Source organism: Ruegeria hyattellae, assembly GCF_041537925.1.
Taxonomy (GTDB): Bacteria; Pseudomonadota; Alphaproteobacteria; order Rhodobacterales; family Rhodobacteraceae; genus Ruegeria_C.
Genome location: NZ_JBGOSH010000003.1, coordinates 231,026 through 247,087, shown reverse-complemented (window position 1 = coordinate 247,087; position 16,062 = coordinate 231,026). Strand labels below are relative to the sequence as shown.

The following is a 16,062-nucleotide window of genomic DNA, read 5'->3' as shown; positions in this document are numbered from 1 at the left end:
GTCGATGACGTTGAAGTTCGAGACACTTCCTGATTTGCGAGCTTGACCATGCGGTGCGTAAACAGGATCGGCGGCGAAACTATTGAGTACGGTGCGAGTCGTGAACTCAAGAACTGCGATTAGGGTGCTTTCCCTGCTTGTAGCGGCGGTAAACAAGGACTTTGAAAGCAAACTCACGCAAGCGAGTCCTGCACACACGAATGTCGAGCGTAGTGCAATTTCGCGGCCAAAGTCTGGTTCCAGTACAGAGACATGGCCCCACCTGCCATAGCCCCTAAAGGCATCGAACCCCAACCAAAGAAGCGGTAAATCCTGTTGACGCGGCGCAACACCTCCGCGGAGACCGATGCTAGGGTTCAAAGCCTTCGCTTCAGCACCGGCAACGCTGGACGGAATCGAAGTGGCGCTCATGATCCGCAAAGGCCAATTCACGCCCGGAGTCTGTCCATTCGTCAATTCGCGGAACTGGCCGCTTAACCCGCAGCCACGGCGAGATCTCTTCGGCCAGCTGAAACTTCGCAACAGAACCCGTAGGTGCTTTGATCGCTGACGATTGCTTTCAGTTCTGGCGCCCTCGGCCTATCCTTTGGCCGTATAGTAATGGGCGAGGCAAAGATGGGAATGCTGGTCGACGGAAAATGGGAGGAGGTGGCCGATCAGTCGATGGTTTCGGGAACCTACCGTCGAGAACCAAGTAAGCTTCCAACCTCTATCGACGCCGATGTGCTGAAACAGCTGACCGACGCGCACGACCGGTTTTTCCTGATAGCGTCAGCAAGTTGTCCATGGTCTCACGGAGCAGTCCTAGCTCTTACGCTTGCTGAACTGACTGACAGCATCGAAATACAATGGGCCGGTGGGCCGCGGGTCGAAGGGTATGGATTGTTGGCTGGTGGACCGGTCCCGGACCGATCTGAGATCCAGCACGTTCACCAGTTCTACACGATGACGGCCCCGACATTTACTGGGCGTGCAACCGTACCGATCCTTTGGGATGCAAAATCCTGCAAGATTCTGTCAAATTCCTCTGCAGATATCATTGCGGCGTTCGATGATGTTGGGAATAAAATCAATCTGCGCCCCGCTGGACTTCTCGATGAAATCGAGGATTTGACCCAGTTCATCTTTCACGGCCTTTCCAACGCCGTCTATCGCGCGGGCAAGTCCCAAAGACAGGATGAATATGACGAAGCGGTCGATGCGGTATTCCATACAATGGATGCACTCGAAGACCGCCTGGACGGTCGGGCATTTCTATTTGGCTCCCAAGTCACGTTAGCAGACATAAGGCTGTTCGCGACCCTCGTCCGTTTCGACACGGTCTATGCAACGCATTTCCGCTGTACTCGAAAAAGACTGACCGATTATCCGAGGCTTTGGCGTTTCACACGTAGCATCTACCAAATGCCCGGCGTCAAGGAGACCGTGGATTTCGACGAGATCCGGTTTGGTTACTATGTCAACGATGGTAGCCACAATCCGTTCGGCATTGTCGGGCAGCAACCCGAAATTGATTGGGAACGCCGCGATGATCTGCTGGATTAGCAGCCATTCGCCAAAAGTGCGAGGTTGGTTCGCGGTTTCTCAAGAATAGAGCTTAATAGCATTTGAAAAGCGCAGAACCCAGCAATTGTACAAGTGGTCGGTGGTTCGGAACCCACAATGGTATCAGGCGAAGATCAACCGACCGGACAAACTAATCTTTCTTCAGCTTTCGCCGCCCTGTCAGAACACCCGATTCAAGGATGATGCTAGAGACAAGGTGTTCGCGCCGATATGCCATAATGTGCACGCCTGATATGCCCCCAATCTGGCGCAGCTGCTGGATCAGCTCGATGCATATTTTCTTGCCCTCATCCGAAGGATTTTGCGCCACCTCCATCCTGTCGATGACGGCATCTGGGATGTGAATGCCCGGCACGTTGCTGCGCATCCACCGCGCCGCCTTGGCCGAGGCGAGAGGGCCGACACCGGCGATAATAAACACGCGCTTGTCTAGGCCTGCATCACGCACGCGCTCCATGAATGCCTCAAAGAGGGGAATATCAAAAATGTAGTTGGTCTGGATGAAATCGGCTCCGGCCTCAACCTTTTTGGCGAGGCGGTCTGCCCGCCACTCATAGGGTGGGATGCACGGATTTTCTGCCGCCCCGAGGAACAGCTGCGGTGGGCTGGACAGTTTGCGCCCCGACAGAAACACACCGTCGTCGCGCATCGTGCGCAAGGTGCGCAACAGGTTGAGGCTATCAAAATCAAACACCGGTTTCGCGCCGGGTTGATCGCCCACGCCCACGCCATCGCCTGTCAAGCAAAGCACGTTGCTAACACCCAGGGCAGCTGCCCCCAAAACATCGCCTTGAATGGCGATGCGGTTCCGGTCACGGCAGGAAATCTGGTAGACCGGGGAATAGCCGGCGCGAGTCAACAGAGCACAGATGCCGATGGAGGACATATGGCAGTTGGCCCCCGATGCGTCGGTGGCATTGATCGCATCCACGACTTCTCCCAGGGGCTGGGCCGCATCGAAAACATCTGCTGCGTTTGCGCTGTCAGGTGGATTCAATTCGGCTGTTACGGCAAAGCGGCCTGAGCGCAATACACGCTCAAGCCGGCTGTGAGAGACATGCCCCTCGGGAGGCTTTGCATAGGGCAGCAGGGTGTTTTCGATGGTTGAAATATCGCTCATGCGCCGCGCCGCGTGGTCGTTGCCTTGGGTGGCTCGTCTGCCAGTGGGGCTGTACTTGGCTCCTGCAATCGTGCCCCTGGAAAGGCCTCAGCCAAAGTGGTGCGGGCCGCATCTCGTTTCTCGCGGTTCAGTGCCGCTATTTCGCGGCTGACGCGCAACCACGAGGAAGAACCTTGCAGGCTGCGATCGACAGGTGGCAGAACCTCCCTGATCTTCGCGGCCCCGTCTTTCATGTGGCTGGCCCCCTCCCAGCCCAGCGTCCAAACGCATTTCATTTCGGGCTTCACCTCGCAGTACCCGCTTTGCCGCACCCCACCACAAGGGCCATTGCGGAGCTGTTTGGGACAGTTCATCGGACAGGACATGCCGGTTGAGGACAACACGCATTGGCCGCACATTTTACAATCAAAAAGAAGTGTCTTCACGCCCTTTTCGACAAGGGCAATCGGGCGCTCGACACGATCGTAGCCAATTTTTGCAAAAATGGGGTCCAGGGCCACTATGGCCTGCTCGACACGCTTGTAGATCCATTCAAAGGTGCGCGCGCGGCGGATGACAAAAAGTCGGGCACGGTACATAGATTTGTTCCTTGTAGAGTCTTGAGCTTAGCACGGGTCGGACATTTTCTATGCGCAATTTGGCGCTGACACATCTATGCCGGCAAGGTCCACATCCGCCATTTTGCTAACCTCCTGATGGCTGCCACCTCCAAAACCTATCAGATGAGAGATAAAGGGGATGTCCATTCCATCAGAGCCGTAAAAGTTGCATTTCGTCATATTGAATACCTGCGGGGCTGACGTGTCGCTTGGTTGCGGACGCACGGCGTGTGGTGGCCTATATGTTGCGACCTGCAATCATAATCGGCTCGGCTTCCAATCATCGCGATTTTCGGCCCGACGTATTTGCGTTTATCGAGCGGGTCAAACCCGGATTATTTGCAATTGACCCAGATTATTTGCGACCGGCCTGCAATCACCCAACTCAGCTCACATTAGGTGCGAATGATCGCAGCGCGGACAAAACCGCCCGTTGCCACAGTTATCACAACAGAAGAGCGCCTAACGTCTGATACGCGGGCGAATACGGGATTTTTCAATTCAACAAACCTCTCCGCTCTTACTAATCAAGCTAGGTGGCACGTGGATTTGACCGTTTGGGTTTCCGATGATGTGGCACAGAATTGGGCGGCGAAACGCCGAAATTCACGTGACGGACAGGCCCGTTATTCGGATCTGGCGATTGGGATTTGTCTGACGTGGCGAGTCGTTTTTCAGCTGGTTCTTCGGCAATCCCAGGGCTTCATGCGGTCGATTGCGCGGCTAATGAGTTTGGACATTGCGGGGCAGAATTCTCAATGCTTTCGCTACGTAGCAATGGCTTGAACATCCGTCAGAACACGAGACGTTCTTGCGACGCGATCTCTCCTATCGTCGCCTCATCCGGATTAAAAATGCATGGCGGGAAAGGGCGCGTCTCACCTTCAGCCCGATCTGTTCAACAAGCGCCCAGACTGCGTGAACTTCCACCTAATTCAGGTTTCGACAAAGTCAGAAAGCAGCGAGAGTATGCTCTAGACCTTTTTCGATATGCAGTTGCAAAACCTGCGCCGCCCGGTCGACATCCCGGTTCAGCGCCGCCTCAAACATGTGACGATGTTCTTCTGCGGCCGCTTCTCCGCGATAGGTCAGAACGAGCATCTGGTAACGCAGGTATTTGTCGTAAAGGACGGCATGAAGCGAGAGCAGATTTCTTGATCCGCAAGCTTGGATCAGTGCCTTGTGGAATTCCCAGTCATAGCGCTTCCAGCCTTCCTTCTGGCTGTCGTCGCCACCCTGCATCTTCTGCTCCATCAGGTGCAGTTTGTGATGCGCGGCAACTAGGTTGCCCTCCCAATCGGTGTCGCCATTTTTCACCGAAAGGCGCAGTGCATGGCATTCCAATAGCACGCGAAGTTCGGCGATTTCGATGAGATCTTCGCGCGAAACAGGCGTCACGAAGAACCCTCGCTGGTCCTGTGCCTCTACAAACCCTTCGCTGGCTAGGCGGTTCAGGGTTTCGCGCAGGGTGGACATACTTGCGGAATAGCTTTGACGCAGCCCGTCCAGTTTTAGCTTCTTACTGGGGGCAAGGTCGCCAAAGATGATATCACGCTTGATGCGTTGGTACGTGGACGCACCGACCTCGTTCAAGGATTTTGCCATCGCATTCTATCCGATATCTCTGATTTTGTCCGTCAATCTATCATCACGGTCAGATTGGGCAACCAGTCACTTCATCAGTGTAAAATAAAAATATCTGATGATATTGATATTGCCAGTCAAAACGGAATAGTGTGCGCCCGGAACGCGGAAACCAAAGGGCGAGGCCAATGTCAGCAGCAACTTCTATCGCCATCGTGGGCTTTGGCCTGATTGGTCGGCGACATGCCGAAGTTGTACGTCGATCGCCCGGATTGTCACTGGCAGCGATAGTCGATCCAGATGGCAACAGTCGGAGATCGGCTGTCGAATTGGGCACCAAAGCCTTCGCATCGCTGGACGAGATGTTCAAAGAGCTAACACCGGATGGCCTGGTGCTGGCCACCCCAACGCCGATGCACCTGGATCAGGGGCTGACCTGCATTTCGCGCGGTTGTCCTGTGTTGATTGAAAAGCCAATAGCGGTCACCTCGAGCGAAGCCGGTATTCTGACGGACGCGGCCGAAGCCGCTGGCGTTCCTCTTCTTGTCGGACACCATCGGCGGCACAACGGCATGGTAAGGGCAGCAAAGAACCTTCTGGCGAGCGGGGCGATCGGAGATGTGCGCGCAGTGCAGGCAACCTGCTGGTTCTACAAACCGGATCACTATTTCCGGGCAGCGCCCTGGCGGATGCGCAAGGGTGCAGGTCCGATATCGGTCAACCTCGTACACGATGTTGATTTGCTGCGCCATTTCTGCGGCGAGGTTCGAACTGTTCAGGCGATCGCCGTTCCTTCGGCCCGTGGGTTTGAGAACGAGGATCTGGCAACCGCCATTCTGACCTTTGCAGGCGGTGCGGTCGCGACGATTTCGGTCTCGGACAGTATCGTCGCGCCATGGAGTTGGGAGCTGACGTCTCGAGAAAACCCGGCATATCCCGCGACGAATGAAAGCTGTTATCTGATCGGTGGCTCGGAGGGTGGATTGTCCTTACCGGATCTCAGGGTCTGGCGGCACGAGCCAACGCCAGATTGGTGGACGCCGATCTCGGCGACATCGGTGACCTGCGGGTCCGACGATCCGTTGGCGACGCAGATGCATCACTTTGCAAAGGTCATTCAAGGCCGCGAGACTCCATTGGTTTCCGGACCGCAGGGGAGGAGATCGCTGGAAGTTGTCGAGGCCATAGCGGTTTCTGCCCAGACCGGCGCCGAAGTGCGCATCGCGGATGCCGTCGACGCAAAAACCGGCGTTCAAAACGTAACTGCTAAAATCTAAAATGTCAGATATTTTATAAAATATCTTGCAAAACAATAAAAATCAGCAATAAATGACGCGACCTCGTTGCAATGGTCTGATCCAAGGGAGGAAAACCATGATCACCAATCTTACCCGTCGAGCGGCCATCGCGTCGCTGGCTGCCCTGGGGCTGGCTGCCGGTAGCGCGGCCCCTGCATTCGCTGCTGACAAGATCACGTTGCGGATGGCGACATCCGGTTCGGAAACGGACCAGCGTTCGGTGGCAATGGCCGACGTTTTTGCACCAATGGTGGCCGATTTCGTCGACTACCAACCCAGTTACAACGGTACGATCTTCACACAGGGCACCGAGCTTGACGCGATCAGTCGGGGCAATCTGGAAATGTCGATCACTTCGGCACAAGAACTGGCACAGTTCTTCCCCGAATTCTCGATTTTCACCGCAGGTTACGTCCATCAGGACGCCGCCCATCAGGTGGCCGTGTTCAACGACCCGCTGATGGATGGCTTCAAGGAAACCGTTGAAAACGACCTTGGCGTGAAGCTGCTCTCGGTCATGTATCTTGGTCGCCGCCAAGTAAATCTGCGCCAACCAAAGGAAGAGTTGACCGTCAATACGCCGGCGGATTTGGCGGGTGTGAACCTGCGGATGCCCGGGACCGACGCGTGGCAGTTTCTGGGCAAGGCCTTGGGTGCCGCACCGACACCGATGGCCTTCTCCGAGGTTTACACCGCGCTGTCGACTGGCGCCGTTGACGGTCAGGACAACCCGCTGCCCACGGTGGTCGACGCAAAATTCTACGAAGTGACCAACCAGATCGTTCTGACGTCGCATCTGGTGGACCTGAATTATATCGCGATCGGAAAAGCAGTCTGGGACGAGCTGACACCTGAGCAGCAGGAGGTGGTTCAGAAAGCCGCCGATGCCGCCGCCGAATCCGGTCGTCAAAAACAGCTCCAGAAAGAGGCCGACCTTGTCGCTTTCCTCGAGGAACAGGGCCTGTCCATCTACGAGCCCGACCTGACCGAATTCCGCAACCAAGTCCAGTCGATGTACCTCGATAGCGAGTTTGCGGCGACCTGGCCGGAGGGTGTCTTGGACAAGATCAACACGCTCGGCAACTAAACCAAACCGACACCATCAGGAGGGAGAACAGCCATGAAAACTTTCATCAGGGGGTTCTCCCGACTTGCAGAGGCGATTGCCGGCGGCTTGCTGGCGGCAATCTTCGCAATCTTTCTTTTGCAAATTCTGCTGCGCTATTTCTTCACCCCTGCCGGATGGACGCTTGAACTGATCGGCATCCTCTGGGTCTGGGTGATCTTTTTTGCCTGCGCCTTTGTCGTGCGCGAGCAGGATCATGTGAAGTTCGACATCATTTACCTGTCGGTCGGCAAACGGACCCGGCAGATCTTCGCGCTGATTGCTGCGGCGGCCATTGCCATCGGCATGCTTTATACGTTCCTGCCGACTTGGGACTATATCGAGTGGATGAAGATCCGCAAGACTACCACCGTGCGGAACCCCTTCACCGGCGCCAAGATTCCGATGCGAGATGTGTTCTCGATCTATGCCATCTTCACCATCGCGGTTGCGGCTCGCTACGCATGGCTTTTCTTTGAAGTCTTGCGAAACGGGCCACCGAAAACCGAGCTCGAACTTGTCGTCGAAGCTGTCCACGAAGCTGACCAGGACGAAAAGGGAGACGCGAAATGAGCTTCGAACTCCTCACATGCCTGTTCACGCTTTTCCTGCTGGCGGGTGTTGGAACGCCGATCGGATATTCGATCCTGTTGGCTTCGGTGGCCTATCTTGGCGTTGCCGGGCTGGACGTGGCCCTTGCCGGTGAAAAGATACTTCAGGGTTTTTACAAGAGCACCATTCTCCTGGCCGTGCCGTTGTTCATCGTTGCTGCGAATATCATGAATGCAGGTTCGATCACCGATCGGTTGCTGAATTTCTGTGTTGCAGCTGTTGGGCGGTTCAAGGGTGGGTTGGGCCACGTCAATGTGGTCGCCTCGCTGATCTTCTCGGGGATGTCAGGCTCTGCCGTGGCGGATGCTGCAGGGATCGGCAAGATCATCATCGAGATGATGACCAAGGACAACCGCTACAGCCGGGGTTATGCGGCGGCCATCACCGCAGCTTCGGCCACTATCGGCCCGATCATTCCGCCTTCGATCCCGATGGTCCTTTATGCGTTGGTATCGAAAGCCTCCATCGGGTCGCTTTTCCTTGCGGGGATTCTGCCGGGCCTGATCATGGGCGGGGTGCTGATGGCGATGAACACTTACCTCGCTGGAAAACGCGGCTTTGCCATCGAAGATCCGGTCCCGCTCCGCGAATTGCCTGCCAAGACCGCAAACGCCTTTCCGGCGCTGCTGATGCCCGCGATCCTGCTCTATGGCATCTACGGCGGCGTCACGACCCCGACCGAAGCGGCAGCTGTTGCAGCATTTTATGCCCTCATGCTGGCGGCGATGTTCTACCGCGCCATTTCGCTTGGCGGCCTCTACCGCGTCTTTGTTGACAGCGCACGGTCTTCCGCCTCGGTGGGGATCGTCATAGGCGGCGCATTCATCCTGAACTTCATCGTCATTCAGGAACAGATCCCGCAATCCATCTCGGCCATGCTGGAAGGCGCGGATATCAGCCCGATTGTCTTCCTCATCCTGGTCAATATTCTGATCCTTCTGCTGGGCTGTGTGCTTGATGCCACGACAATCATTCTGGTGATCGTGCCACTGTTCATTCCGACCTGCGAGGCTTTGGGTATCGACCTCGTGCATTTCGGCGTGCTTGTCGTGGTGAATTCCATGATCGGTCTGATCACGCCGCCCTATGGCATCCTGTTGTTCGTAATCAACGCGGTCACGGACATCCCGCTGCGCGAGATCATTGCCGAAATCTGGGCCTTCCTTGCGGTCCTGATCGTGGCTCTGCTTGCCATGTTGCTGATGCCCGAAATGGTGCTCTGGCTGCCGCGGGTCTTCGGCTATCAGGGATGATCGGGGAGATCGGGTATGACAGGACTGTCGATCGCCACGACCTCGGTTCCCGGTGACCTGATGACGAAACTGGATGCAATCGCTGAATCCGGCTTCTCCGGAATCGAACTGTACGAGCCTGACCTCACCGGGTTTCCGGGCCGCGTGGAGGAGGTTGCAGAGCGGGCCGGAGCGCTGGGCCTGTCGATCGACGTTTTCCAACCCTTCCACGATTTCGAGGGTCTGGCGGGTGCCGAGCGCGAAGCTGCTTTCGCGCGCCTAGATCAGAAGCTTGCACTGATGGGCAAGCTCGGGGCCAATACGCTGCTAGTTGGCACCAGCAAGCGAAGCAATTCTGCGTCGGATCGGAAGACCACTGCGGCTGACATGGCAGAACTGGCCACCCGAGTTGGTCAGGCCGGATGTCGCGCGGCGCTCATCGCCCTGCCTTGGGCGGCACATATCCGCACCGAACTGGAAGCACATGACATAATCGAGACCGTGGATAGCCCCTTTTTGGGATTAGCATTGAACTCATTCTTTGCGCTGGCCGACGGTTCGCAGGCGGCGCGTCTGCGCGACATTCCCGGTGACCGGATTTTCCACGTCCAACTGTCGGATGCGCCAGCTTTCGATGTCGATATCTCACGGCTCAAAAGCCGGTTTGGCCTCTTGCCGGGACAGGGCGCCCTGAACCTGCAAAGTTTCGTTCGGATCGTGGCGCGTGCGGGATACAGGGGGCCGTGGTCGATCGCGCGGATCAGCTCAAGTGCAGAGGATAGCCGCGAGACATATGCCAGGGATGGCTATCGTGCCCTCGTTGCGCTGCTGGATGAGGTCGCGCAAACCGAACCTGCGCTGCCCCGCCCGTTGCAGGATCTGCCGCCACGCATCTATCCGACGGGTGTCGAGTTCGTCGAGTTCGCCGTTGATGATGCCAATCGTGGGTCTTTGACGAAACTCCTGAGCAGCCTCTCCTTCCGAAAAGAACGCAGACACATCTCCAAAACTGTCGAGCTTTGGCGGCAGGGTGCGGTGAATATCGTCGTCAATGCGCAGGTAAGTGGGTTTGCAGCCAAAGCCCTGGCGGAACACGGACCGTGTGTGTGTGACATGGGGTTGCGTGTAAAAGATGCAGACCAGACCGTCACCCGCGCCACCCGGCTGGGTGCGCCGGCATTCTCTCAGCCCGTGGGGTCAGGAGAGCTGGATATTCCTGCGATCAAGGGTGTTGGCGGTTCGGTTGTGCATTTCATCGACGAGAAATCCGATCTTCACCGGGTGTGGGATATCGAGTTTGATCCGGTGCCAAGGGAAGGGGCCGCGCAGCCTGTAGGCCTCAGGCGGATCGATCATGTCGCGCAGACGATGCGGTATCAGGAAATGCAAAGCTGGCTGACCTACTACATGTCGACCTTCCTGATGGAAAAAGCCCGCGTCGTCGACGTCGCGGATCCCTCAGGCGTGATCCTCAGCCAGGCATTGGCCAGCCCCGAGGGCGAGGTGCGGCTCAATCTGAACGGGGCGGGTGAGCGGCGCACGTTTGCCGGTGCCTTCCTGGCAGGGGGGGTTGGCGCAGGGGTCCAGCATGTCGCCTTTTCGACGGACGACATTTTTGAAACCTCTGCTCAATTGGCAACCTCTGGGTTCGAGCGGCTTCCGATTGCAGCCAATTATTATGATGATCTGCAGGTCCGCTACAGCTTTTCCGATGACCTGACGGCGACCCTGCGCGAAGGTCACATACTCTATGATCGGGACGGGAAGGCAGAGTATTTCCAGATTTACAGCAAGCCGATCTTTAACGGATTTTTCTTCGAAATCGTGCAGCGAAAGGGCGGTTATCAAGGTTACGGTGCGCGGAATGCACCGATCCGGCTGGCCGCCCAGATGCATCTGAGCAAAACAAAGGTACCCGCATGAGCGACGACGCACAGGCCGTCCGCCATTGGTGGCGCACGTCTATCATCGACATGAAACCCGGCCATATCGCGTTTCGCGGTCGCCCGATCGAAGAGTTGATCGGCAATGTGAGCTTTGGCCAGATGATCTGGTTGATGACCAGGGGCGACTTGCCTTCGGTGGAGCAGGCTGCGTTGCTGGACTGCGCCTTGGTCGCAGGTGTTGACCACGGCCCGCAAGCCCCCTCCATCGCGGCAGCACGGATGGCCGCAACCTGTGGTGTCGGGTTGAACAACGTCATGGCGACCGGTGTAAATATGCTGGGGGATGTGCATGGCGGAGCAGGAGAGCAATGTGCCGAGCTCTATCTGGACATCGCCGCGCGGTTGGATGATGGCAGCGATCTGGGAACCGCCGCGCGAGACGGCATCGCAGACTGGCGCGCGACTTACGGCAAGATCGTTTCGGGCTTCGGCCACCGGTTCCACAAACCCGTCGATCCCCGCGCCCCGCGTCTGATGGCGCTTGTCCGTGACGCTGCGGCGGCCGGAACCGTCACTGGCCGGTTCGCCGAAATCGGCGAGGCCGTGCAGGCCGAGATCGGCGCGCAGCGCGGCACCCCAATTGCCATGAATATCGACGGCGCGACTGCAGTGATTTTCTGCGAGCTGGGTTTTCCGCCGCCGCTGTCACGCGGTTTGTTCTGCCTGAGCCGCTCGGTCGGCGTGTTGGCGCATGGATGGGAGCAAATGCAGCAGGGAGGACGCAACAAGGGGCCGATGCCACCCAGATACCTGCCGGAATTCCAGCCTCGCCTAGATATTGAATGAGTCAATGGCTCGAAATAAAATGATGATTTACAAAACATCAGATATTTTTTATAATGTAGGAAAATGATAACTCGTGACGCCGGAGGCGTGATTGATGCCCGACAGTCAGACAGCAACCAATGAAGCACCGATATACTCGCTTGCCCATTTGACGCTGATCAACTGCACGCCCGCCGAGCTTGTCTATGTTGCGGCACGCGCAGGATACGACGCGGTCAGCCCTCGGTTCATTACGATGAACGTGCCCGGCGAGTTTGATCAGCGCCCGCTTGATAAGGCGCAGGTGCAGGCCACGCGAACGGCGCTCGCAACGACCGGGCTGACGGTCTTGGATGTAGAATTGGCCAGGATCACCGAGGATTGCGATCCGCGCGATTTTGAACCCGCACTCGCACTAGGCGGGGAACTCGGCGCGCGCCATATGATCATGTCCGCATGGACCACCCGGCGCGATGACCGGAATTTCCTGCTCGATGTCTATGCCGAGACCTGCGATCTCGCGGCGCCATACGGAATAACCATCGATCTGGAATTTCCATCCTTTTCCCGCTTGCGCACCCTCGACGAAGTGCTCGACATCGTGCGCGCAGCAGACCGACCCAACGGTGGCATACTTGTGGATACGCTATACCTGCACTTGTCTCGGGTCGATCTGGGCGAGCTTCTGCATGTGCCGCCCGAATGGCTGCATTTCCTGCACATCTCGGACTGTCTGCCAGGGATCGCCGATACCCGCGAGGGCATGGTTCAGCTGGCACGCGATGCGCGGCTTTACCCGGGCGAGGGATGGATCGATTTCGCCGGAATCATCGAACGCTGCCCGCCCATGAACTATGCCATCGAGCTTCCCAACCAGAGCCGGGTCGAAGAGCTTGGGTATGAAGAGCACGCCCGCCGTTGTCTGGCACATGCCAAACGGACCTTCGGGTCCGCCCGCTCCAAACGTCGCGAGATTACCCACATCGCGGCCTGAACCTCTCATCAGAACACCAGCAAGGACGCCAATCATGGCACGAGAATTGACCGAAGACGAACGTAACCTGGCCGAGGGCATGCTGGCTCGTGCCCGCATTGCGATGGCCGAAATAGAGGGATGGAGCCAGGACCGGCTCGACCGCCTCAGCCAGGCGATTGCCTGGTATGCAGGCAACGAAAAAAGCTTCACCCGTCTGGCCCAGCAAGGCGTCGATGAAAGCGGGATCGGGGATCGGGAAGGCCGCCCCGGGAAGCGGTTCAAGATCCACATGGTCTTGCGCGACGTGCTGCGCACCCCCTCGACCGGCATCGTTGAAACCGACGAAGCACGTGGCCTGGTCAAATACGCCAAACCTGCCGGTGTTATCGCCTCTCTCATTCCAATGACCAACCCGGCGATGACTCCGCCAGTGACCGGCGTGTCTTCCGCCAATGCGCGCAACGCAGTGATTTTCTCTCCCCATCCTCGCACAGCAAAAACGACCTATGAGATGACCGGGCTGATGCGCACCGCATGCAAGGCCGCCGGCGCGCCCGAGGACCTGTTCCAGGCGATCCGACACCCGTCGATTCCGCTGACCCAATACCTGATGAGCCGCGCCGATCTGACGCTGGCCACCGGGGGCAAGCCCATGGTGCAGGCGGCCTATTCCAGCGGCAAACCCGCGTATGGTGTGGGTGCTGGAAATTCCTCGATCGTGATCGACGAAAGCGCCGATATCGACATTGCCGCGCGAAATACACGGATCTCAAAGACGTCGGATTTCGGGTCGGGCTGCTCGGCTGACGGCAATATCATCATTCAACGCGCGATCTACGACCAGATGGTCGAGGCGCTTGTCGCCGAAGGCGGATATCTGTGCACCGAAGAGGAAAAAGCGCTTCTGGAAAAGGCCATGTGGGATGCCAAGGGCAACCGCACTTTCCCAACGATTGCCTGCCGGCCACAGCAGACCGCAGATTTCGCCGGGTTTTCCATCCCCGAAGATCGGACATTTCTGATGGTCGAAAATCAGGGCCAGATCGGACCGGAATACAGGTTTTCGAAAGAAAAGCTCACGACGCTGATGGCGCTTTACCATTTTGAGACATTCGACGACGCGCTCGAGATCGTGGAGTCCATCTACAATACCGGCGGCAGGGGCCATTCCTGTGGAATCTATTCTCACAATGACGAGAATATTGACCGTTTGGCCCGTCTTGCACCTGTCAGCCGGATGATGGTGCGGCAGCCGCAATCCAAGGCCAATGCCGGTGCCTGGACCAACGGGATGCCGATGACTTCCAGCCTTGGGTGCGGGATCTGGGGCGGCAACATCACCAATGAGAACGTCACAATGAAGCAGATGATGAATTACACATGGGTCAGTCGCCCGATCCCCGAGGACCGCCCCTCGGAGCAGGAGCTGTTCGGTGAGTTTTATGGACAGGAGGTGGCGTGATGGACGGGTCGAAACTGGACGGCAAAACCGTCGCGGAACATATCGTCGATTTCCTTGAACGCCGTGAGGTGCAGCATGTGTTCGGCCTGTGCGGTCACACCAATATCGCCGTGCTGGCCGCGCTGGCAGAAAGCCCGATTGACTTTGTCACCGTCCGCCACGAGCAAATCGCAAGCCACGCCGCCGACGCCTACGCGCGGGTTCAGGGCCGGGCCTCGGTTGTGCTGTCCCATCTGTCGCCTGGGTTGACCAATTGCGCGACAGGCGTCGCCAATGCCGCGCTTGATTGTATACCGATGGTGGTGATCGCGGGGGATATCCCGACACATTACTACGGCAAGCATCCCCATCAGGAGGTCAATCTGCACGCCGACGCCGCCCAATGGGAAATCTATCGTCCCTTCGTGAAACGCGCCTGGCGTGTGGATCGAGCCGAGCTAATGGCTGACATTCTGGAAAAGGCATTTCATCTGGCCGAAAGCGGTCAACCCGGGCCGGTGCTGGTCAATGTACCGATGGACATATTCTCGGAAGTGATCCCTGCTGATACGTTCGAGCGGGTTGCTCAGAATACTCGGGCCTTGAAGAAACCTTCCATTGATGACGATACCGCGCGCGAAATTGTAACGGCTTTGGCCAATTCCAAAGATCCGGTGGCTTATGTGGGAGGCGGTATTCTGTTGGCAGAGGCCTCGGAGGAACTGGCTGATTTCGTCGAGCATATGGGCCTGCCAGTGGCCCATAGCCTCATGGGCAAGGGAGCGCTGCGGGACGACCATCCGCTGGTCATGGGCATGACGGGCTTCTGGGGGACGTCACTGGTCAATCAGTCCTGCCTGAACGCCGACACTATTTTTGCGATTGGCACCCGCTTCAAAGAGGCCGATTGTTCCAGTTGGTATCCGGGCTACACCTTTAACATCGGCGGCAAGGGTGACAGCACAAGGGTCATCCATATCGACATCGAACCGCAGGAGATCGGCCGGAATTATCCGACTGAGATTGGTGTGGTGGCAGACGCCAAAGCCGCGTTGCGGGTCCTGACCCGCGTGGCGAAAGAGATGTATCCGGACGGTTTTGATCGCGGAGCGAAGAAGAACGAAATCGCGGAATTCCGTGCAAGCTACAAGGAATGCAACCGCGAGATGGCGGAAAGCGTGGCCTTTCCGATGATGCCCGAGCGCATACTGGCGGACACCCGCAAGGCGCTGCCAAACGACGCCATCATCACTACCGATGTTGGCTGGAACAAGAACGGCGTCGGTCAACAGTTCGACATCCTGACACCGGGTTCGATCCTGACACCTGGCGGTTTTGCCACCATGGGGTTCGGCCCCCCCGGCGCGATCGGCGCGAAGCTCGCTGCGCCTGAGCGTGTGGTCATCAGCCTCGTCGGCGATGGTGGGTTCGGCCAAAACCCCTCCATGCTTGCCACCGCCGTGGAACTCGATCTGGGAATCATCTGGCTGGTGATGAACAACAATGCCTTCGGAACTATCGCGGGCCTACAAAAGGCGCATTACGGGCTGACTTATGGAACCACCTTTCCCGGCACGGCAGATGCACCCACCAATGGTCCGGGCTACGCCGAGATCGCCCGGGCCTATGGGGCCGAAGGCGTTCGGGTCAGCTCTGCCGATGGCCTGCTGCCCGCGCTTGAGGCGGCGATCGCGAGCGGAAAGCCCACCGTTCTGGATGTCCCGATGATCAACAATCCCACACCTACGACGGGTCACTGGAACATCCTCGATATCTATTCGCCCGACAAGGACGTCAGCCACGTCTCGACCTGAAAAC

The 16,062-nt window shown here is 57.5% G+C and carries 14 protein-coding genes and 1 pseudogene; 12 read left to right on the top strand and 3 right to left on the bottom strand.

The features are described 5' to 3' along the window. Positions 1-340: 340 nt before the first annotated feature. A pseudogene (locus AB1E33_RS29590) lies at positions 341-477 on the top strand (IS6 family transposase); the annotation flags it as partial. A 123-nt stretch (positions 478-600) separates the two neighbouring features. Continuing rightward, positions 601-1,545 (top strand): glutathione S-transferase C-terminal domain-containing protein, encoded by a 945-nt coding sequence (locus AB1E33_RS08660; RefSeq protein ID WP_372576868.1) that lies wholly within the window; start codon positions 601-603, stop codon positions 1,543-1,545. A gap of 151 nt (positions 1,546-1,696) precedes the next feature. On the opposite strand, the gene AB1E33_RS08655 is transcribed toward AB1E33_RS08660, so the two are convergent. Further along, a complete protein-coding gene (locus AB1E33_RS08655) occupies positions 1,697-2,686 on the bottom strand; it encodes a methylenetetrahydrofolate reductase (RefSeq protein WP_372576867.1) in 990 nt (329 codons plus the stop codon). Next, positions 2,683-3,264, bottom strand: coding sequence for a methylenetetrahydrofolate reductase C-terminal domain-containing protein (locus AB1E33_RS08650; RefSeq protein ID WP_372576866.1), 582 nt, complete (start codon positions 3,262-3,264; stop codon positions 2,683-2,685). Before AB1E33_RS08650 ends, AB1E33_RS08655 begins: the two co-directional genes overlap by 4 nt. A 426-nt stretch (positions 3,265-3,690) precedes the next feature. Here AB1E33_RS08650 and AB1E33_RS08645 point away from each other — a divergent pair, with 426 nt between their 5' ends. Beyond that, complete coding sequence (locus tag AB1E33_RS08645; RefSeq protein WP_372576865.1) at positions 3,691-4,071, top strand: transposase; 381 nt, start codon at positions 3,691-3,693, stop codon at positions 4,069-4,071. Positions 4,072-4,236: 165 nt separating this feature from the next. Here AB1E33_RS08645 and AB1E33_RS08640 read toward each other — a convergent pair whose 3' ends face one another. Then, complete coding sequence (locus AB1E33_RS08640; protein WP_372576864.1) at positions 4,237-4,890, bottom strand: GntR family transcriptional regulator; 654 nt, start codon at positions 4,888-4,890, stop codon at positions 4,237-4,239. Positions 4,891-5,057: 167 nt separating this feature from the next. Between AB1E33_RS08640 and AB1E33_RS08635 the strand changes: the two genes are divergently transcribed. The 9 genes from AB1E33_RS08635 to AB1E33_RS08595 all read left to right on the top strand — a co-directional run bounded on the left by AB1E33_RS08635 (position 5,058) and on the right by AB1E33_RS08595 (position 16,058). After that, positions 5,058-6,146, top strand: a complete 1,089-nt coding sequence (locus AB1E33_RS08635; RefSeq protein ID WP_372576863.1) for a Gfo/Idh/MocA family protein — start codon at positions 5,058-5,060, stop codon at positions 6,144-6,146. A 97-nt stretch (positions 6,147-6,243) separates the two neighbouring features. Next, positions 6,244-7,254 (top strand): TRAP transporter substrate-binding protein DctP, encoded by a 1,011-nt coding sequence (gene dctP / locus AB1E33_RS08630; protein WP_372576862.1) that lies wholly within the window; start codon positions 6,244-6,246, stop codon positions 7,252-7,254. 33 nt (positions 7,255-7,287) lie between these two features. Further along, on the top strand, positions 7,288-7,845 hold the full coding sequence (locus AB1E33_RS08625) for a TRAP transporter small permease (RefSeq protein ID WP_372576861.1): 558 nt from the start codon (positions 7,288-7,290) through the stop codon (positions 7,843-7,845). After that, positions 7,842-9,137, top strand: a complete 1,296-nt coding sequence (locus tag AB1E33_RS08620) for a TRAP transporter large permease (RefSeq protein ID WP_372576860.1) — start codon at positions 7,842-7,844, stop codon at positions 9,135-9,137. Before AB1E33_RS08625 ends, AB1E33_RS08620 begins: the two co-directional genes overlap by 4 nt. A gap of 15 nt (positions 9,138-9,152) precedes the next feature. Next, positions 9,153-11,039 (top strand): bifunctional sugar phosphate isomerase/epimerase/4-hydroxyphenylpyruvate dioxygenase family protein, encoded by a 1,887-nt coding sequence (locus AB1E33_RS08615; RefSeq protein WP_372576859.1) that lies wholly within the window; start codon positions 9,153-9,155, stop codon positions 11,037-11,039. After that, positions 11,036-11,848, top strand: a complete 813-nt coding sequence (locus AB1E33_RS08610; protein ID WP_372576858.1) for a citryl-CoA lyase — start codon at positions 11,036-11,038, stop codon at positions 11,846-11,848. The genes AB1E33_RS08615 and AB1E33_RS08610 overlap by 4 nt, the downstream gene beginning before the upstream one ends. A 94-nt stretch (positions 11,849-11,942) precedes the next feature. Further along, positions 11,943-12,821 (top strand): sugar phosphate isomerase/epimerase family protein, encoded by an 879-nt coding sequence (locus AB1E33_RS08605; RefSeq protein WP_372576857.1) that lies wholly within the window; start codon positions 11,943-11,945, stop codon positions 12,819-12,821. Positions 12,822-12,855: 34 nt separating this feature from the next. Then, the gene (locus AB1E33_RS08600; RefSeq protein WP_372576856.1) at positions 12,856-14,265 is read left to right on the top strand and encodes an aldehyde dehydrogenase family protein; all 1,410 of its coding nucleotides are present in this window, start codon (positions 12,856-12,858) and stop codon (positions 14,263-14,265) included. Beyond that, positions 14,265-16,058, top strand: coding sequence for a thiamine pyrophosphate-binding protein (locus AB1E33_RS08595; RefSeq protein ID WP_372576855.1), 1,794 nt, complete (start codon positions 14,265-14,267; stop codon positions 16,056-16,058). The genes AB1E33_RS08600 and AB1E33_RS08595 overlap by 1 nt, the downstream gene beginning before the upstream one ends. Positions 16,059-16,062: the final 4 nt, after the last annotated feature.